Origin of the sequence: Micromonospora sp. CNB394 (assembly GCF_000374985.1) — a bacterium.
Lineage (GTDB): Bacteria > Actinomycetota > Actinomycetes > Mycobacteriales > Micromonosporaceae > Micromonospora > Micromonospora marina.
On record NZ_KB895831.1, the window covers coordinates 157776 to 176626 of the forward strand.

Sequence of the window (18851 nt, forward strand, 5' to 3'; positions counted from 1 at the left end):
AGTTTGCGCGACCAGGAGACCTTCCACCCCTACACCGACGACGAGTTCGACGCCACCACCGGCGAGTACGAGCTGTCGGAGCGGCAGGCGCTACGGCGGGTCCCCGGCCTCTCCACCGAACTCACCGACATCACCGAGGTCGAATACCGCCAGCTCCGGCTGGAGCGGGTCGTCCTGGTGGGGGTCTGGACCGAGGGCACCCAGGCCGACGCCGACAACAGCCTCACCGAGCTGGCGGCGCTGGCCGAGACGGCCGGCTCGCAGGTGCTCGAAGGGCTGATCCAGCGTCGCCACCGGCCCGACCCGGCCACGTACATCGGCCGCGGCAAGGTCGACGACCTGGGCGCGGTGGTGCTGTCCACCGGCGCCGACACGATCATCTGCGACGGTGAGCTGTCGCCGTCGCAGCTGCGCAACCTGGAGCAGCGCACCAAGGTCAAGGTGGTCGACCGGACCGCCCTGATCCTCGACATCTTCGCCCAGCACGCCAAGAGCAAGGAGGGCAAGGCGCAGGTCGAGCTGGCCCAGCTCGAATACCTGCTGCCGCGCCTGCGCGGCTGGGGCGAGACGTTGTCCCGGCAGACCGGTGGTAGCGGCCGCGGCGGTGGCGCCGGCGGCGGCGTGGGCCTGCGTGGTCCCGGTGAGACCAAGCTGGAGACCGACCGGCGGCGCATCCGCCACCGCATCGCGCGGCTGCGCCGCGAGATCAAGAGCATGGCGACGGTACGCCAGACGAAGCGCGCCCGGCGCACCCGGAACGCGGTGCCCGCAGTGGCCATCGCCGGCTACACCAACGCCGGCAAGTCCAGCCTGCTCAACCGCCTGACCGGTGCGGGAGTGCTGGTGGAGAACGCGCTGTTCGCCACGCTGGACCCGACCACCCGCCGGGCCACCACGTCCGACGGGCGGCTCTACACGCTGTCCGACACGGTCGGGTTCGTCCGGCACCTGCCGCACCAGATCGTCGAGGCGTTCCGCTCGACGCTGGAGGAGGTCGCCGACTCCGACCTGGTCGTACACGTGGTCGACGGCACGCACCCGGATCCGGAGGAGCAGGTCCGGGCGGTACGCGAGGTGCTCGCCGAGGTGGGCGCCGACCGGCTGCCGGAACTACTGGTGGTGAACAAGACCGACGCCACCGACGAGGAGACGATGCTGCGGCTCAAGCGGCTCTGGCCGGACGCGGTCTTCGTCTCCGCGCACAGCGGGCGCGGGATCGACGAGATGCGTGCGGCCGTCGAGCGGCGGCTGCCCCGGCCGGCCGTCGAGGTGCGCGCGGTGCTCCCGTACGACCGGGGTGACCTGGTCGCCCGGGTGCACCGGCAGGGTGAGGTGCTGAGCACCGCGCACCTGCCCGAGGGCACGCTGCTGCACGTGCGGGTCAGCGAGGGGCTGGCCGCGGAGCTCGCGCCGTACCGGGCGGGTGACCGGCTGACCAGCGACGAGCGGGTGAGCGCCGGGCGGTGAGCCGTCCGGCGTCACCCGGCGGAAACCCGCGCCGTGCGACACTGAGCGTCATGCGGCACGTTGTCTCCTCGGTCACGCTCGCGCTCGGCCTGGTCGGCGCGGTCGTGGCGCCGGCCGGGCCGGCCCCCGCGGCCCCCGTGCTGGCCGCGGCTCCCAAGAAGAAGTGCACGGTCACCGACGACCGCCTTCGCGAGCTGTCCGGGCTCGTCGCCACCAGCAACGGGTACGTCGTGATCAACGACGGGTCGGACGACCCCAGCCGCAAGCGGGTCTTCTACCTGGACACCAAGTGCAAGGTCGACAAGGAGGTCCGTTACTCCGGTGACGGGCCGCTCGACACCGAGGACCTGGCGCTCAGCCCGGACCGTAAGAACCTCTGGATCGCCGACACCGGCGACAACGTGGAGAAAAAGACCCGCCGGGAGCGGGTGGCGGTCTGGACGATGCCGCTGAGCGGCTCGAAGCAGCCGGTGCTGCACCGGCTCAGCTACCCGGGCAAGGAGCCGCACGACGCGGAGGCCCTGCTCGTCGACGACGACAACATGCCGCTGGTGATCACCAAGGAGCTCTCCGGCAAGTCGGAGATCTACACCCCGACGGTGAAGCTGAAGGCGAGCGGCGACACCGAGCCGATCCCGATGAAGAAGGTCGGCGAGTTCACGCTCCCGAAGACCAGCACCGACAACAAGCTCGGCTCGCCCGGGCGGGCGCTCGTCACGGGCGCGGCCCGCTCGCCCGACGGCGGCAGGGTCGTGCTGCGCACGTACGCCGACGCGTTCGAGTTCGACGTGGCCGGCGGCGACATCGTCAAGGCGATCACCACCGGCAAGCCCCGGGTCACCCCGCTGGCCGACCCGTTCGGCGAGGCGATCTCCTACACGCCGGACGGCAAGACGTTCGTCACCGTCTCCGACGGCGGCACGCTCGACGAGTCGGACCCGATCGACATCCTCAGCTACACCCCGTCGACCACCGGCGCGGAGGCGCTGCCCAACGGCGGCAAGGCCGACACCAAGGCGGCCGCCGAGAAGTCCTGGCTCGAAGGGCTCTCGCTCGACGAGATCACGTACCTGATCGCGGCGGTCGGGGTGATCGGCGCGCTGCTGATGGGCGCCGGCGTGTTCGGCATCCTGCGGGCGCGGCGCAAGCCGGCGCCCCGGGCACCGGCCGGCGAACCCGAGCGCAGCGGCGACTTCCCGGTGAACAACGGCTTCCCGTCGGGCGAACGGCCGGACGCCCCGCGCGGCGGTGTCTACGGCGGTGGTCAGGGCGGCGTCTACGGCAGCGCGGCCAAGGGCGACCGCCCGGCGTCCGGCGGTGTCTACGGCGGTGGCCGGTCAGGCGGCGGCGTGTACGGCGGCGGCGCCCAGGGCGGTGGCCGTCCCCCGGGCGGGGCTCGTCCGCAGGGTGGCGGCGTCTACGGCGGCGGTGGTGCCCCGGCCGGTGGCGGGCGCGGTGGCGGCGTCTACGGCGGCGGGGGCCAGGGCGGACCGGGCGGCGGCCAGGGCGGCCCCGGCCGTGGCGGCCCGGGTGGCGGCGGCCAGGGCAGTCCGGGCCGCGGCGGCCCGGGTGGGGCCGGATACCGCGGGCAGCCGAACGGTGGTGGGCCGCGGGGGGACGGCGGCCGGGCCGAGCCGCCGCGCCGCGGACAGGACCCGCGTGGCGGGCGCCGCGACGGTTACGACGACCAGGGCCGGTACGGCCCGGTGTCCGGCGGCGGCCGGGAGTACCGGGGCGACCGCTACTGAGACGACACGGAAAAGGGGTGACCGGCCACGGTCACCCCTTTTCGCTGCTGTCGCCTCAGATGCGCCGCAGCACCGCCACCACGCGGCCCATGATCGTGGCGTCGTCGCCGGGGATCGGGTCGAAGGCCGGGTTCTGCGGCATCAGCCAGACGTGCCCGTCGCGCCGCCGGTAGGTCTTCACCGTCGCCTCGCCGTCGAGCATGGCGGCCACGATGTCGCCGACCTCGGCGTTCGGCTGCTGCCGGACGACCACCCAGTCGCCGTCGCAGATCGCCGCGTCGAGCATCGAGTCACCCTTGACCTGGAGCATGAAGACCTCGCCCTCGCCGACCAGCTCGCGGGGGAGGGGGAAGATGTCCTCCACCGCCTGCTCGGCCAGGATCGGCCCACCGGCGGCGATGCGGCCCAGCATCGGCACGTACGCCGGGGCGGGCCGCTGGGCGCGGGCCGCCTCGTCGTCCGCCTCGCCCGGCGCGCGGACGTCGACGGCGCGCGGACGGTTCGGGTCGCGGCGCAGGAAGCCCTTCTTCTCCAGCTCCTTGAGCTGGTAGGCGACGCTGGACGGGGACACCAGCCCGACCGCCTCGCCGATCTCGCGCACGCTCGGCGGGTAGCCGTGGCGCTCGACCCAGGTGCGGATGAACTCCAGGATCCGCCGCTGCCGGGCGGTCAGGTCGACGGTCGTCGGGTCGGGGAAGCTGCTCACCACCGGGGTGACCGGACGCACCGCCGCGGGAGCGGTGCGGCTGCGGGCGGTGCGGGGGCGACGGGTCGCCGGCGGACCCGCCCCGTCGTTCGGCTGCGGGTTCTTCTGCCGGCTGGCCCGGTCCTCGGTCACGTCCGTCCCTCCCTGGTCGGCGCTGGGGTGCCTCGTCGGCTCGTGGTGCGTGTGGTCTGACCGTATAGGTGAGATCGGCCATTTTCAAACATCTGTACGACCTGCTGTCGGCGTGTCGTGCCGAATTCCTGGATTTCCGAACGGGTGTTCTGATAGAAGGGTACGCCGATCGAACGGATGTTCTATCCCGGCCGCCCGTGACCAGTGCGGGAGGCCGCCCGTTGGGCTCCTCGGTGGCGTCGCGCCGGACGTGATCCTGATGACGCGCCGGACGCGCCGGTCAACTTGACCTCGCTTGGGGTTCGGCATACGGTCGACCCCTAGATGTAGTAGTCACACGGGCGTAAGTTGCCTACAGGTTGGGTTCAACTACCGAACGCACTCCCGCACCGCGCACCCGGCGACGGTCATCGGACGATGGCCCCGCCGTGTCGACGCGTGCCCGGGAGCCGGTAGGTGTGCCCGCGATCGACGACAGGAGGTCGGGCGAATGCGGTGTCCGTACTGCCGGCACGCCGACTCCCGGGTGGTCGACTCGCGGGAGGCCGACGACGGCCAGCTCATCCGGCGGCGGCGGTCGTGCCCGGAGTGCGGCAAGCGGTTCACCACCGTCGAGGAGGCGGTGCTCGCGGTGGTCAAGCGCAGCGGGGTGACCGAGCCGTTCAGCCGTACGAAGATCATCGGCGGGGTGCGCAAGGCGTGTCAGGGGAGGCCGGTCGACGACGACTCGATCGCGCTGCTGGCACAGAAGGTCGAGGAGACCGTGCGGGCCAAGGGGGCGGCCGAGATCCCCAGCCACGAGGTGGGCCTGGCCATCCTCGGCCCGTTGCGTGACCTCGACGAGGTGGCCTACATGCGGTTCGCCAGCGTCTACCGGTCCTTCGACTCGCTCGCCGACTTCGAGCGCGAGATCGAGACGCTGCGGGCCGCCGCGCGCGCCCGGGAGGGCGCCGGTGCCGGTGCGGCGGACGCCGCCGGCGCGATCAGCTGACATTTTCCGGTTTCTGACAGGTACACGAGGCGCGGTGGGTGACCGTTGCCGACGAGGGGGGCGAGGGCGTGACGACCAGCAGGTCACGGAACAAGGCCGGGGCGGGGCTGAAGATCGAGCGCGTCTGGACGACCGAGGGGGTGCATCCCTACGACGAGGTCGCCTGGGAGCGCCGCGACGTCGTCATGACGAACTGGCGGGACGGCTCGATCAACTTCGAGCAGCGCGGGGTGGAGTTCCCCGCGTCCTGGTCGGTGAACGCGGCGAACATCGTGACCACCAAGTACTTCCGGGGCGCGGTGGGGACCCCGGAGCGGGAGTGGTCGCTCAGGCAGCTCGTCGACCGGGTGGTCGACACCTACCGCACCGCCGGTGAGGAGTACGGCTACTTCGCCACCCCGGCCGACGCCGAGGTGTTCGCACACGAGCTGACCTGGATGCTGCTGCACCAGGTGTTCAGCTTCAACTCGCCGGTGTGGTTCAACGTCGGCACGCCGTCGCCGCAGCAGGTCTCGGCGTGCTTCATCCTCTCCGTCGACGACTCGATGGACTCCATCCTCGACTGGTACAAGGAGGAGGGGCGGATCTTCCAGGGCGGCTCCGGCGCCGGGGTCAACCTGTCCCGCATCCGTTCCTCGAAGGAGCTGCTCTCCTCCGGCGGCACCGCCTCCGGCCCGGTCAGCTTCATGCGCGGTGCGGACGCCTCCGCCGGCACCATCAAGTCCGGTGGCGCCACCCGGCGCGCGGCCAAGATGGTCATCCTCGACGTGGACCACCCGGACATCGAGGAGTTCGTGGCGACCAAGGCGCGCGAGGAGGACAAGATCCGCGCACTGCGCGACGCCGGGTTCGACATGGACCTGGGCGGCGCCGACATCGTCAGCGTGCAGTACCAGAACGCCAACAACTCGGTCCGCGTCTCCGACGAGTTCATGACCGCGGTGGAGAACGGCGGCGGCTTCGACCTGCGCGGCCGGCTCGACGGGCAGACCATCGAGACGATCGACGCCAAGAAGCTGTTCCACACCATCTCCCAGGCGGCCTGGGAGTGCGCCGACCCGGGTTTGCAGTACGACGACACCATCAACGACTGGCACACCTGCCCGGAGACCGGGCGGATCACCGCGTCGAACCCCTGCTCGGAGTACCTGCACCTGGACAACTCCTCGTGCAACCTGGCCTCGCTGAACCTGATGAAGTTCCTCCGCGCCGACGGCGGCTTCGAGGTGGAGAAGTTCGTCAAGTCGGTCGAGTTCGTCATCACCGCGATGGACATCTCGATCTGCTTCGCCGACTTCCCGACCGAGAAGATCGGTGAGACCACCCGCGCCTACCGGCAGCTCGGCATCGGGTACGCCAACCTGGGCGCGCTGCTGATGGCCTCCGGCCTGCCGTACGACTCGGAGCAGGGCCGGGAGGTGTCCGCCGCGATCACCTCGCTGATGACCGGCACCGCCTACCGCCGTTCCGCCGAGCTGGCCGGCATCGTCGGCCCGTACGACGGCTACGCCCGCAACGCCGAGCCGCACAAGCGGGTCATGCGCAAGCACGCCGCCGCCAACGACGCGATCAAGGCGACCGGCACCGTGGCCACCGCCGTGCAGCGCGAGGCCACCAAGCAGTGGACGTCGGGCAACAAGCTCGGTGACAAGTTCGGCTGGCGCAACTCGCAGGCCAGCGTGCTCGCCCCGACCGGCACCATCGGCCTGATGATGGACTGCGACACCACGGGTGTCGAGCCGGACCTGGCGCTGGTGAAGTTCAAGAAGCTGGTCGGCGGCGGCTCGATGCAGATCGTCAACCAGACCGTGCCGCGCGCCCTGCGCAGCCTCGGCTACCCCGAGGAGCAGGTCGAGGCGATCGTCGAGCACATCGCCGACCACGGGCACGTGGTGGACGCCCCGGGCCTCAAGCCGGAGCACTACCCGGTCTTCGACTGCGCCATGGGCGAGCGCTCGATCGCGCCGATGGGCCACGTGCGGATGATGGCGGCCGTCCAGCCGTTCATCTCCGGCGCCATCTCCAAGACGGTGAACATGCCGGAGCAGGCGACCGTCGCCGACGTCGAGAAGATCTACTTCGAGGGCTGGAAGCTCGGCCTCAAGGCCCTGGCGATCTACCGGGACAACTGCAAGGTCGGCCAGCCGCTGTCGGCGGCGAAGAAGAACGACGCCAAGACGGACACGACCGCCGTCGCGCAGGCCGCGCCGGAGAAGGTCGTGGAGAAGGTCGTCGAGTACCGCCCGGTACGCAAGCGGCTACCGAAGAAGCGCCCGTCGGAGACCATCTCGTTCTCGGTCGGCGGCGCGGAGGGCTACCTCACCGCCTCGTCGTACCCGGACGACGGCCTCGGCGAGGTCTTCCTCAAGATGTCGAAGCAGGGCTCGACCCTGGCCGGCGTGATGGACGCCTTCTCGGTGGCCATCTCCATCGGTCTCCAGTACGGCGTGCCGCTGGAGACGTACGTCAGCAAGTTCACCAACATGCGTTTCGAGCCGGCCGGTATGACCGACGACCCGGACGTGCGGATGGCCGCCTCGGTGATGGACTACATCTTCCGTCGCCTGGCGCTGGACTTCCTGCCGTACGACCGCCGCGCCGAGCTGGGCATCTTCACCGCCAGGGAGCGGGCCGCCCAGCTCGCGGCCGAGGCGGAGGCGGAGGCGAGCGGTGCGGACCTCACCGCGATGGCCGCCTCCGCCCCGGTCGAGGCGACCGAGCCGAAGACCGGCCCGGTCGCGCAGCCGGCGCAGGAGATGGCCGACGCCGCGGCCGTGAAGCCGGCCCCGGCCGTGGGTTCCAGCACCGAGCTGCTGGAGGCCGTGATCGGTAAGGCCGCCGACGCGCCGCTCTGCTTCACCTGCGGCACGAAGATGCGGCCCGCCGGTAGCTGCTACGTCTGCGAGGGCTGCGGCTCCACCAGCGGTTGCAGCTGACAGTCGGGAGACCAGCGACCGCCCGGTCCGGTAGGGGTCGGGCGGTCGCTGCGGCAGGGACGTGACGGCCGGCAGGTGGGATCCGGACCGGCCTGGAGATGGCATAGGATTTCTGCTCCTGCACGGAACGGGGCCGTGCCCGGCCGATCGCGCCGCTTCGGCCTCGCCGGGCGCCGTGGCGTCCGGGACGAAGGGTGGACACCCGGATGCACCAGCGGATCCTGTTGCGCGCCCGCAAGGGCCCGTTCGACGTCGTCACCGCCGAGGAGACCTACGAGCGGGACTGGATCGGCAAGAACAGTGGCAACCTGGTCTTCAGCCACGCCGCGCACAAGCTGCTGTCCACCTCGGCGGCGGAGATCACCCCGTCGCGGTTCCGGGCGGACCCGCGCGATGCCGACGAGATCAACGAGAAGTACGACGTCTTCGTGATCCCGCTGGCGAACGCGTTCCGCCACGACTACACGAACCGGCTGATCTCGATGACCCGGCTGATCGAGCGGCTCAAGATCCCGGTGGTGGTGCTCGGGGTCGGTGTGCAGACCGACGTGGACGGCGACCGGGAGTTCCTGCGCCCGATCGACGAGCCGGTGAAGGCGTTCTGCCGGGCGGTGCTGGACCGGTCGCACAGCATCGGCGTACGCGGCGAGATCAGCGAGAGCTACCTGCGTACGCTGGGGTTCTCGGCCGTCGAGCAGATCGGCTGCCCGTCGATGTTCCTGCACGGCGACAGCTTCCGGGTCGAGAAGGCGAAGGCGACCCTGGGCCCCGAGGACCGGCTCGCGTTCGTCATCTCGCCGTACGTCCGCGCGTTGGCCCCGCTCGTCCGCCACCACCACCAGCGCTACCCGAATCTGCGCTACCTGGCCCAGGGCCTGTACACCCTCGGCACCCTGCTCTACGGCGACGAACCGAAGTTGCGGGGCAAGACCGACGACCTGCCGATCCACACCTCACACCCGCTCTTCGCCGAGGACAAGGTGCGGATGTTCGTGGACCCGTGGCCCTGGATCGAGTACCTCTCCGGGTTCGACTTCGCCTTCGGCACCCGGATCCACGGCACCATCACGGCGCTGATCTCGGGCACGCCCGGTTATCTCCTCGCCCACGACTCGCGCACCCTGGAACTGGCCCGCTACTTCGACATCCCGCACCGGCTGATGCGCGACGTGCCGGCCGACGTGGACGCCGCGCGACTCTACGAGGAAGCCGACTACACGGCCCTGAACGAGGGCCACAAGGAGCGCTTCGCGCGGATCACCGCGTTCCTCGCCAAGCACGACCTCGGCCTGTCGTTCGCCGACGGGGACAGCGCCACCCGCTTCGACGAGCAGGTCCGCCGCACCGTCTACCCGCCGGCGGTCCGGCCGGCCTCCGCCCACACCACGGAGGAACTGCTGGCGCGCATGCAGTGGCTGCGGGACGAGAACCGGACGCTGCAGCAGAAGCTCAAGACACGCCGCGCAAAGCCGTTGCGCGAGCAGGTCAAGCAGGCGGTGGGCAGCCGGGTCCGCCGGATGCTGTCGCGCTGACCGTCGTACGCCTGCGCGTCCGGGTGCGGGCGGTCACAGACCATCGGGTACGCGGACTGGAATGCTCACGGGATGAGTACTGCCGACATCTACCGGGTCTTCGCGGAGCGTGAGACGCGCGGCGTGTCCCCGGCGTACGAGCGGTTGTCGCGGACGGTCGCCGGTGACCCGGAGCTGCTCGCCCTGCTCGACACGCTGCCGCCGGCCAAGCGTCAGCCGAACCTGCTGTTCGGGGTGGTGCGGCTGCGCGGTGGGCCGGTGGACGACCCGGCGGCGTTCCGCGCGTACGTGATCGCGCACTGGCCGGACGTCGCGGCGCAGATGCGGGTGCGGGCGACCCAGACGAACGAGGCGGGGCGCTGCGCGGTGCTGCTGCCGGTGCTCGCCGCGTTGCCGCAGCCGCTGGCGTTGCTGGAGGTCGGCGTGTCCGCCGGGCTGTGCCTCTACCCCGACCGGTACGCCTACCGCTACGGCGAGCACCGGCTCGGCGACGGCGAGCCGGTGCTCGACTGCGTCCTGACGGGCGTGGATCCGCCGGCGCGGCGCCCGGAGGTGGTGTGGCGGGCCGGGCTGGACGTGAACCCGCTCGACGTCACCGACCCGGCCGACGTGGCCTGGCTGGAGGCGCTGATCTGGCCGGAGCACCGGCACCGCCGGGAGCGGTTGCGCGCCGCGGCGGCGGTCGCGGCGGCCGATCCGCCCCTGCTGGTACGCGGAGACCTGGTCGACGACCTGCCGGCGCTGGCGGCGCGTGCTCCGGCCGGGGCGACGCTCGTGGTGTTCCACAGTTCGGTGCTCTACCAGGTGCCGCCGGCCCGCCGTGAGGCGTTCACCGCGCTGGTCCGGACCCTGCCCGGACACTGGATAGCCAACGAGGACCCGTCGGTCCTGCCCCACGCCGACCTGCCCGAGCCACCCGCCGACGGCTTCCACAACGTCCTGGCCCTCGACTGCCGTCCTGTGGCCTGGACGACAGGCCACGGCCAGTCCCTGACCTGGTTCCCCTGACCCGCCCGGTCCGCCCGGCCAGCCCAATCCCCGTTGATCATGAAGTTGACGGCGCGACACGCCGACGGGACGGCCGTCAACTTCATGGTCAACAAGGTCGGGCGGGCCGGGCGGGCGTTGGACTAGGGTCGGTGGGCGTGACCGAACCTGCCTGGCTGGTCGAGACGCGTGCTGCCTACGACACCGTCGCGGAGGACTACGCGCGGCTGCTGCCCGACGTGGTGGAGCCGCCGCTGGACCGGGCTCTGCTGGCCGCGTACGCCGAGACGGTCGGGCCGGGCCGACCCGTGCTGGAGGTGGGTTGCGGCACCGGGCGTGTCACCGCCCACCTGCACCGGCTGGGCCTCGACATCGGCGGGGTCGACCTCTCGCCGGGCATGGTGGCGGTGGCCCGGCGGACGTACCCGGACCTGCGTTTCGAGGTCGGCTCGCTGACCGAGCTGGCCGTGCCGGACGGATCGCTGGCCGGGCTGGTCTCCTGGTACTCGGTCATCCACCTGCCGCCGGAGCTGCTGCCCGGGGTGTTCGCCGGCTTCCACCAGGCGCTCGCCCCGGGCGGTTACCTGCTCCTCGCGGTCAAGGCCGGTGACCGGTGCGTACGGCTGGAGCGGGCGTACGGCCACGACGTCGCGTACGACGTGCACTGGCTGCCGCCGGAACGACTGGCCGCACAACTCGCGACGGCCGGGTTCACGGTCTCGGCGACGCTGGTCCGCGCGCCGGTCGCCACGGAGCGGCAGTCCCAGGCGTTCCTGCTCGCCGAGCGGACCATCCGGTGATCATCACCGGCGCCGACCTCAACCGCCGCCGTAGCTCGCCGGCATCCCGCTCGACGTGCGCGACGTCGGGTGGGGGATGTTAAAAGGGGACCCTTCCTATGCCGAAAACGTTAAGCAGGGCCCCCTCCTTACACTTCAGCGGTGCGTGACGAGCCGGCGGACCGGCCCCTTACCGAACCGCACCCGTCCCGGCTGTCGCCGGATCACCCCGGGCGGGAGCGGATCCTCGCCGCGCACGCCGCCGCCCTGGCCGCCGGGGATGCCGGTTACCTGGACCCGGAGACCGGGTTGTTCGTGCTCAGCGCCGGGTTTCTGGCCCGGCGCGGCACGTGCTGCGGGCGAGGCTGCCGGCACTGTCCGTACGTGGCCGATTAGGGGGCTTCCGTCCCCGCTGGGGCGCACCGTACGGTGTCCGACGGAACTCTGGCGGGCCGGACCCGCCGCCGACCGCGGAGGTCTCCCGTGCGTGCCCGTATCTGGCTGGTCGTTCCGGCCGTCCTGCTCGCCGCCGGCTGCGCCGACGAGGGGCCGACCGAGGCCGGGCCGCCGCCCCCGCCCTCGCCGGTGCCGGTCGCGGCGGCGTCCTCGGGCGGGGCGTGCCGGCTGCTCGACTTCGCGGTGATCGCCGAGCACACCGGCGGCACGTTCGACGTGGCGGCGGCCACCGAGCGGGGCGACACCCACACCTGCCTGGTCCGGTCGGCCGGGGCGGTGCTGCCGGAGCTGACGCTGTCGGTGACCGAGACGTCGATCGACGCGGCGACGTTCACCCTGGACGTGCAGCCGAGCGGCGCGGCGAAGATCAGCAAGCTGGGCAAGGCCGCCTACCGGCACACGCTGCCCAAGACCGCGAAGTCCGGCCCGGCCGCCGAGGTCGGCTGGCTGGACACCGAGGGACAGCTCGCCACCCTGCGCTGGACCGCCCCGCCCGGCATCGCGACGGCGGAGGTGGACAAGACGGCCGGCAAGCTGGTCACGCTGGCGAAGGTGATCGACACAGGGCAGCTCTGACCGAAGGTCGTACCGGCAGCTCTGACCGCAGGCCAGAGCTGCCGGACGATCAGCGGGCCGCGACGAACACCCGGGACGCCACCTCACGGGGCAGGCGTACCCGGTCACCGGAGCGGTCGATGGAGACGGCGTCGCGTTCCTGCGCCACAGTCACCGTCGCGCCCGGGTCGACGCCGGCGGCGTGCAACTGCCGGAGCACGTCCGAGTCGGTCTGCACGCTCTCGCAGATCCGCCGCACCACGACCGGGCCGGACAGGCCGGGGAAGGCCAGGTTGCGCTCGCCCTCGACGGCGTCGGCAGGCGTCTGCCCCGGGTCGCCCAGCTCCGCCAGGCCCGGGATCGGGTTGCCGTACGGCGAGCGGGTCGGGCGGTTGAGCAGGTCGAAGACCCGCTTCTCCACCGCGTCGCTCATCACGTGCTCCCACCGGCAGGCCTCCTCGTGGGCCTCCTCGTAGGGCATCCCGATCACGTTCACCAGCAGCAGCTCGGCCAGCCGGTGCTTGCGCATCACCGACACGGCGGTGTTGCGGCCCTGCGGCGTGAGGGTCAGATGCCGGTCGCCCTCGACGGTGAGCAGGCCGTCGCGCTCCATGCGGGCGACGGTCTGGCTCACGGTCGGACCGCTCTGCTTCAGCCGCTCGGCGATGCGGGCACGAAGCGGCGGCACGCCCTCCTCCTCGAGTTCGAGAATGGTGCGCAGGTACATCTCAGTGGTGTCAACAAGGTCGTGCTTCACGTCTGCGGCCTCCTGGGCTCCGATGGTACCCGCTACCACCGACCATCGACGCAGGCCAAGCCGGAGGTGGCGCGTCGAATGGTGTTGACTGGACCGCATGTCCGCCACCGCAGACCTGCTGGTCGAGCCCGACCGGCTCGCCGCCGACCTCGATCACGCCGACCCGCCGACCCTGCTCGACGTCCGCTGGCGGCTGACCGGCCCGCCCGGCCGCGACGACTACACCGCAGGCCACCTGCCCGGCGCCGTCTTCGTCGACCTGGACACCGAGCTGTGCGGGCCGCCCGGCGCCGCCGGCCGGCACCCGCTTCCGGACCCGGCGGCGTTGCAGGCCGCGTTGCGGGCCGCGGGCGTCCGCGCCGGTCATCCGGTGGTGGTGTACGACGGCGGCGACGGCATGTCCGCCGCCCGCGCCTGGTGGACGCTGCGCTGGGCCGGGCACCGGCAGGTGCGGGTGCTGCACGGCGGCTTCCCGGCCTGGACGGCCGCCGGCCTGCCGGTCGACACGAGCGTGCCCGCTCCCGTTCCGGGCGACGTGACGGTGACGCCCGGCGCCCTGCCGGTGCTGGACGCCGCGCAGGCCGCCGGGCTCGCCGTCGCCGAGCCCGGCGTGCTGATCGACGTCCGGGCCGCGCCGCGCTACCGGGGCGAGCACGAGCCGGTCGACCCGGTCGCCGGGCACGTGCCGGGCGCTGTCAACCTGCCCGCCCCGGAGTACGTCACGCAGGGGCGGTTCCCCGCCGCCGAGGCGCTCCGGGAGCGGTTCGCCGCCGCCGGAGTGGACGCGGACGCCCCGGTCGGCGCGTACTGCGGCTCCGGGGTGACTGCCGCGCAGGCGGTGCTCGCGCTGCACCTGGCCGGTCGTCCGGACGCCGCGTTGTACGTCGGCTCGTGGAGCGAGTGGGTGGCCGACCCGGACCGTCCGGTCGCGACCGGTGGCACGTCCGGCCGGTGAGCGTACGACCCGTGGGCGCGCCCCGGACCACGTGCGACGATGGCCGCATGGCCGACGACACGGTGGTGGTGTGGGACGAGGCTCTCCTCGCCTACGACATGGGCGACCATCCCCTCGACCCGGTCCGGGTCGAGCTGACCATGGCGCTCGCCCGTGAACTTGGTGTCCTGGACCGGCCCGGCGTGCGGCTGGTCAAGCCCGAGCCGGCGGACGACGCGCTGCTCACCCGCGTACACGATCCGGCCTACCTGGACGCCGTCCGGTCCGCGCCGCGCGACCCGCTGTTCGCCGGCTTCGGTCTGGGCACCTCGGACAATCCCGTCTTCGACGGGATGCACGAGGCGAGCGCGCTGATCGCCGGCGCCACGACGGCCGCCGCCGAGGCGGTGTGGCGCGGCGAGGCACGGCGCGCGGTGAGCGTGGCCGGTGGGCTGCACCACGCCATGCGCGCCCGGGCCGCCGGGTTCTGTGTCTACAACGACCCGGCGGTGGCCATCGCCCGGCTGCTCGACCTCGGCGCGCAACGGATCGCGTACGTGGACGTGGACGTGCACCACGGCGACGGCGTGCAGGAGATCTTCTACCGCGACCCGCGGGTGCTCACCGTCAGCCTGCACGAGACGCCGCTCGCGTTGTTCCCCGGCACCGGGTTCCCGGACGAGACCGGCGGTCCGGGCGCGGAGGGCACCGCTGTCAACGTGCCGCTGCCGCCGGGAGTGGGTGACGCGGGCTGGCAGCGGGCGTTCCACGCGATCGTGCCGTCGGTGCTGCGCGCGTTCCGGCCGCAGGTGCTGGTCACCCAGTGCGGAGCGGACGGGCACCGCAAGGATCCGCTGGCCGACCTGCACCTCTCCGTGGACGGGCAGCGGGCCACCTACCGCGCGCTGCGGGCGCTCGCCGACGACCTGTGCGACGGCCGCTGGGTCGCCACCGGCGGCGGCGGGTACGCGCTCGTCGAGGTGGTGCCCCGGGCCTGGACGCACCTGCTCGCGATCGCCGCCGGCGAGCCGGTCGACCCGGCCACGCTGACCCCGCCCGGCTGGCGGGACCTGGCCGCGCGGCTGCGACCCGGGCACGAGGTGCCGTTGCGGATGACCGACGACGTGGACCCGTCGTACCAGCCGTGGCAGCCCAGCGGCGAGCCGAACGCGGTGGACCGGGCCGTCGCGGCCACCCGCAAGGCCGTCTTCCCGCTGCTCGGGCTCGATCCGCACGACCCGCGCGACTGAGCCGGCGGCAGGGGAGGACCGACCGGTGACCACCGTCGAGCAACCGCTGGACGTGCTGCTCAGCGACGGCACGACCGTCCAGCTGCGACCGATCCGGCCGGAGGACGCGGCCGAGATCGTGGCCATGCACGGCCGCTTCTCGGAACGCACCCGATACCTGCGGTACTTCTCGCCGTACCCGCGGATCCCGGAACGCGACCTGAAGCGCTTCGTCAACGTCGACCACCGCGACCGGGAGGCGTTCGTGGTGCTGGCCGGCGAGCGGATCGTCGCCGTCGGCCGCTACGAACGGCTCGGTCCCGCCTCGCCAGAGGCGGAGGTGGCGTTCGTGGTCGAGGACGCCTACCAGGGCCGCGGCATCGGCTCGGTGCTGCTGGAGCACCTGGCCGACGCGGCCGGGCGCAACGGCATCGTGCACTTCGTCGCCGAGGTGCTCCCGGCCAACGGGGCGATGCTGCGGGTCTTCGCCGACTTCGGCTACCAGGTGCAGCGCCAGTACGCCGACGGCGTGGTGCACCTGAGCTTCCCGATCGCGCCCACCGAGGCGACCCTGGAGGTGCAGCGCGGCCGGGAGCACCGCACCGAGGCCCGGTCGATCGCCCGGCTGCTCGCGCCCCGGGGCATCGCCGTCTACGGCGCCAGCACCACCGGCCAGGGCGTCGGCGCGGCGCTGCTCGGGCACCTGCGCGACGGCGGCTTCGCCGGGTCGATCGTGCCGGTGCACCCGAGCGCGACGACTGTGGCGGGGCTGCCCGCGTACCCGTCGGCGGCCGACGCCGGCCAGGACGTCGACCTGGCCGTGGTGGCGGTCCCGCCGGACGCGGTGACCGACGTGGTCCGCGACGCGGCCCGCGCGGGCGCGCACGGCCTGGTGGTGATCTCGGCCGGGTTCGCCGAGTCCGGCCCGGCCGGCGCTGCCGCGCAGCGCGCGCTGGTCCGCGCCGCGCACCTGGCCGGCATGCGGGTGATCGGCCCGAACTGCCTCGGTATCGCCAACACCGACCCGGCGGTACGCCTCAACGCCACGCTCGCCCCGGCGCTGCCCGCGGCGGGCCGGGTCGGCGTGTTCAGTCAGTCCGGGGCGTTCGGGGTGGCGCTGCTGGCCGAGGCGTCCCGGCGCGGGCTCGGGCTGTCCAGCTTCGTCTCGGCCGGCAACCGGGCCGACGTGTCCGGCAACGACCTGCTCCAGTACTGGCAGGACGATCCGGCCACCGACGTCATCACGCTCTACCTGGAGACGTTCGGCAACCCGCGCAAGTTCGCCCGGCTGGCCCGGCGCATCGGCCGCCGCAAGCCGGTGGTGGCGCTCGCCTCGCTGGCCCGGCCGCGCGGGGTGGGGGACGCGCCCGCGCTGGACGCGGCGGCGGTGAGCGCGCTGTTCGCCCAGTCCGGGGTGATCCGGGTGGACACCGTGTCCGAGCTGCTCGACGTGGGCGTCCTGCTGGCCCACCAGCCCCTGCCGGCCGGGCGGCGGGTGGCGGTGGTGGGCAACTCGTCGGCGCTGACCGGGCTGGCCGCGACCGCCTGCGCCGCCCAGGGACTGACCGTCGCCGACGGCTACCCGCAGAACGTCGGGCCGAGCGCGGGGGCCGCCGCGTACGCCGCCGCGCTCGGCGACGCGGTGGCCGGCGAGCAGGTGGACGCCGTGGTGGCGGTGTTCGCGCCGCCGTTGCCGGGCCAGCTCGCCGACCCGGTGGCCGACTTCGCGGCGGCGCTGCCCGACGCGCGGGTCACCGGCAAGCCGGTGGTGGCGACGTTCCTGGCCGGGCTGGTGCCGGCCGGGGTGCCGGCGTACCCGAGCGTGGAAGAGGCGGTACGCGCGCTGGGCCGGGTCACCGGGTACGCGGACTGGCTGCGCCGGCCCGCCGGTGTGCTGCCGGAACTGGCCGACGTGGACCGGGCGGCGGGGCACGCCGCGCTGCGGCCGGACGGGGCCGACGCGGCGGCGTTGCTGCGCGCGTACGGGATCGACGTGGTGGAGTCGGTCCCGGCCGGCAGCGCCGACGAGGTGCTGGCGGCCGCCGACCGGCTCGGCCGGCCGGTGGCGCTCAAGGCCGCCGCACCCGGACTGCGGCACCGCCTCGACCTCGGCGCGGTACGCCTCGACCTGGCCGACACCGCCGCGCTGCGCCGCGCGTACGCCGAGATGGCCCCGGTGTTCGGCGCGGAGGTGCTGGTCCAGCCGATGGTCGCGCCGGGCGTGGCGTGTGTGGTGGAGCTGGTGGAGGATCCGGCGTTCGGGCCGGTGGTCGGTTTCGGGCTGGGTGGCGTGGCGACCGAGCTGCTGGGTGACCGGGCCTGGCGCGCGGTCCCGCTCACCGACCGGGACGCCGCCGAACTGGTCGACGAGCCCCGGGCGGCACCGCTGCTGCGCGGGCACCGGGGCGCCGCGCCGGTGGACCGGGCGGCCCTGGTCGACCTGCTGATGCGGGTCGGCCGCCTCGCCGACGAGCAGCCCCGGGTGCGGTCGCTCACGCTCAACCCGGTGCTGGCCCGGCCGGACGGCATCTCGGTGCTGCACGCCACGGTCCGCACCGGCACGGAGTCCCCGCGCCCCGACACGGGCCCCCGGCGGTTGTAAGGAAGGGCCCCTTGTTAACGCCTCCGGTAGAGGAAGGGCCCCTTCTTAACGCTCCTCAGCCGCGGGCGGAGATCTGCTGCACCGCCCACTCGTTGCCGTCCGGGTCGCGGAAGAAGACGAAGCCGACGTTGTCCAGCGGGTGCGGCACCGGGCGCGGGTTCTGGCCCACCACCTGGATCTCGCTCACCTCGGCGCCCCGCTCGACCAGTTCGGCGCGCGCCTTCTCCAGGTCGGCCACCACCAGTTGCAGGCCCTTGAGCGAGCCCGGCGGCATCTCCGGTACGACGCCCCGGCCGAGGACGATCGAGCACCCGGATCCCGGGGGAGTGAGCTGGACGATCCGCCCCGCGCCGCCCGGATCCGTGTCGTGGTCGACGGCGAAGCCGAGCCGTCCGGCGTAGAACTCCTTGGCCCGGTCCACGTCGGAGACCGGTACGACCACCACTTCCAGCGTCCAGTTCACGTTGTCGCTCCTGTCGTCGAATCGTTGTGCAGCACGGCCGTGAGCCGGTCGAACGCCTCGCTCAGGCCGCGGGTCATCGGATAGCGCAGGACGGTGTCGCGGCCCTGCGCGGTGGCGTACCGCAGGTGGGTGACGACAGTGGTCCGGCCCGCCGAGCCGGTGAAGTCGTGACGCACCAGCGTCTCGCCGGGGTAGGACTGGTCGTCGAACATCTCGGTGCAGACCAGCCGCGCGGGCGGGTCGATCTCGCGGTAGGTGCCGCCCTGGGCCATCAGGTCACCGTCCGGCCCTCGGAGACGAACCGCCAGCGCCCGCCCACCCGCAGGTCGACCTCGCATTCGACCAGGTGCCAGCCGCGCGCGCCCCACCAGCGCACCAGCAGTTCGGGGCGGGTGAAGGCGGCGAACACCAGATGGCGCGGGGCAGCGAAGCCGGGGCTGAGCCGGACCTCCCGGTCGCCGTGCAGCGTGACGGTCAGATCGGTCATCGCTGCTCCCCGGCGGTCAGGCCGCTCATCGCTGCTCTTCGGCGGTCAGGCCGCTCATCGGGCCTCCCGGCGGTCAGGCCGCTCATCGCG

At 73.0% G+C, this 18851-nt stretch carries 15 protein-coding genes and 1 pseudogene; 12 read left to right on the plus strand and 4 right to left on the minus strand.

Annotated features, from left to right (window positions below; genetic code table 11):
• Positions 1-3: 3 nt before the first annotated feature.
• Together hflX and C569_RS33145 are read left to right on the plus strand one after the other, a co-directional pair.
• Positions 4-1467, plus strand: a complete 1464-nt coding sequence (gene hflX / locus C569_RS0111760) for a GTPase HflX (protein WP_018785981.1) — start codon at positions 4-6, stop codon at positions 1465-1467.
• A 50-nt stretch (positions 1468-1517) separates the two neighbouring features.
• Complete coding sequence (locus C569_RS33145; RefSeq protein ID WP_018785982.1) at positions 1518-3215, plus strand: hypothetical protein; 1698 nt, start codon at positions 1518-1520, stop codon at positions 3213-3215.
• A gap of 55 nt (positions 3216-3270) precedes the next feature.
• Here C569_RS33145 and lexA read toward each other — a convergent pair whose 3' ends face one another.
• Positions 3271-4053, minus strand: a complete 783-nt coding sequence (gene lexA / locus C569_RS0111770; protein WP_018785983.1) for a transcriptional repressor LexA — start codon at positions 4051-4053, stop codon at positions 3271-3273.
• Positions 4054-4543: 490 nt separating this feature from the next.
• Here lexA and nrdR point away from each other — a divergent pair, with 490 nt between their 5' ends.
• The 7 genes from nrdR to C569_RS0111810 all read left to right on the plus strand — a co-directional run bounded on the left by nrdR (position 4544) and on the right by C569_RS0111810 (position 12310).
• Entirely contained in the window at positions 4544-5044 is a 501-nt protein-coding gene (gene nrdR / locus C569_RS0111775; RefSeq protein ID WP_013284751.1) for a transcriptional regulator NrdR, read from the plus strand.
• Positions 5045-5082: 38 nt separating this feature from the next.
• Positions 5083-7980: a vitamin B12-dependent ribonucleotide reductase gene (locus tag C569_RS0111780; RefSeq protein WP_026268032.1), complete on the plus strand. Its 2898-nt coding sequence runs from the start codon at positions 5083-5085 to the stop codon at positions 7978-7980.
• Positions 7981-8186: 206 nt separating this feature from the next.
• Positions 8187-9512, plus strand: coding sequence for a polysaccharide pyruvyl transferase family protein (locus C569_RS0111785; protein ID WP_026268033.1), 1326 nt, complete (start codon positions 8187-8189; stop codon positions 9510-9512).
• 72 nt (positions 9513-9584) lie between these two features.
• Complete coding sequence (locus tag C569_RS0111790) at positions 9585-10520, plus strand: DUF2332 domain-containing protein (protein WP_018785986.1); 936 nt, start codon at positions 9585-9587, stop codon at positions 10518-10520.
• Between the two features lie 137 nt (positions 10521-10657).
• A complete protein-coding gene (locus C569_RS0111800) occupies positions 10658-11299 on the plus strand; it encodes a class I SAM-dependent methyltransferase (RefSeq protein ID WP_026268034.1) in 642 nt (213 codons plus the stop codon).
• 141 nt (positions 11300-11440) lie between these two features.
• On the plus strand, positions 11441-11674 hold the full coding sequence (locus C569_RS0111805) for a DUF5522 domain-containing protein (RefSeq protein ID WP_018785988.1): 234 nt from the start codon (positions 11441-11443) through the stop codon (positions 11672-11674).
• Positions 11675-11761: 87 nt separating this feature from the next.
• The gene (locus C569_RS0111810; RefSeq protein WP_018785989.1) at positions 11762-12310 is read left to right on the plus strand and encodes a hypothetical protein; all 549 of its coding nucleotides are present in this window, start codon (positions 11762-11764) and stop codon (positions 12308-12310) included.
• Between the two features lie 49 nt (positions 12311-12359).
• Here C569_RS0111810 and C569_RS0111815 read toward each other — a convergent pair whose 3' ends face one another.
• Positions 12360-13046 (minus strand): metal-dependent transcriptional regulator, encoded by a 687-nt coding sequence (locus tag C569_RS0111815; protein WP_026268035.1) that lies wholly within the window; start codon positions 13044-13046, stop codon positions 12360-12362.
• Between the two features lie 97 nt (positions 13047-13143).
• On the opposite strand from C569_RS0111815, the gene C569_RS0111820 reads away from it, so the two are divergent.
• Genes C569_RS0111820 through C569_RS0111830 form a run of 3 tightly spaced genes read left to right on the plus strand, consistent with a single transcriptional unit; the run spans position 13144 to position 17811 of the window.
• A complete protein-coding gene (locus C569_RS0111820) occupies positions 13144-14001 on the plus strand; it encodes a sulfurtransferase (RefSeq protein ID WP_018785991.1) in 858 nt (285 codons plus the stop codon).
• 47 nt (positions 14002-14048) lie between these two features.
• Positions 14049-15230 carry an acetoin utilization protein AcuC gene (locus C569_RS0111825; protein WP_018785992.1) on the plus strand — a complete coding sequence of 394 codons (1182 nt, stop codon included), beginning with the start codon at positions 14049-14051 and terminating at the stop codon, positions 15228-15230.
• A 25-nt stretch (positions 15231-15255) separates the two neighbouring features.
• Complete coding sequence (locus C569_RS0111830; protein WP_018785993.1) at positions 15256-17811, plus strand: bifunctional GNAT family N-acetyltransferase/acetate--CoA ligase family protein; 2556 nt, start codon at positions 15256-15258, stop codon at positions 17809-17811.
• A gap of 55 nt (positions 17812-17866) precedes the next feature.
• Here C569_RS0111830 and C569_RS0111835 read toward each other — a convergent pair whose 3' ends face one another.
• Positions 17867-18274: a VOC family protein gene (locus C569_RS0111835; RefSeq protein WP_018785994.1), complete on the minus strand. Its 408-nt coding sequence runs from the start codon at positions 18272-18274 to the stop codon at positions 17867-17869.
• Positions 18271-18761 (minus strand): annotated as a pseudogene (locus C569_RS30165) (SRPBCC family protein). The gene C569_RS0111835 and the pseudogene C569_RS30165 overlap by 4 nt, the downstream one beginning before the upstream one ends.
• Positions 18762-18851 lie beyond the last annotated feature (90 nt).

What these genes read in the sequence shown, in the direction of transcription:
- C569_RS33145 (WP_018785982.1), top strand. Translation starts at nt 1,518, where the DNA reads ATGCGGCACGTTGTCTCCTCGGTCACGCTCGCGCTCGGCCTGGTCGGC.
- nrdR (WP_013284751.1), top strand. Translation starts at nt 4,544, where the DNA reads ATGCGGTGTCCGTACTGCCGGCACGCCGACTCCCGGGTGGTCGACTCG.
- C569_RS0111785 (WP_026268033.1), top strand. Translation starts at nt 8,187, where the DNA reads ATGCACCAGCGGATCCTGTTGCGCGCCCGCAAGGGCCCGTTCGACGTC.
- C569_RS0111790 (WP_018785986.1), top strand. Translation starts at nt 9,585, where the DNA reads ATGAGTACTGCCGACATCTACCGGGTCTTCGCGGAGCGTGAGACGCGC.
- C569_RS0111820 (WP_018785991.1), top strand. Translation starts at nt 13,144, where the DNA reads ATGTCCGCCACCGCAGACCTGCTGGTCGAGCCCGACCGGCTCGCCGCC.
- C569_RS0111825 (WP_018785992.1), top strand. Translation starts at nt 14,049, where the DNA reads ATGGCCGACGACACGGTGGTGGTGTGGGACGAGGCTCTCCTCGCCTAC.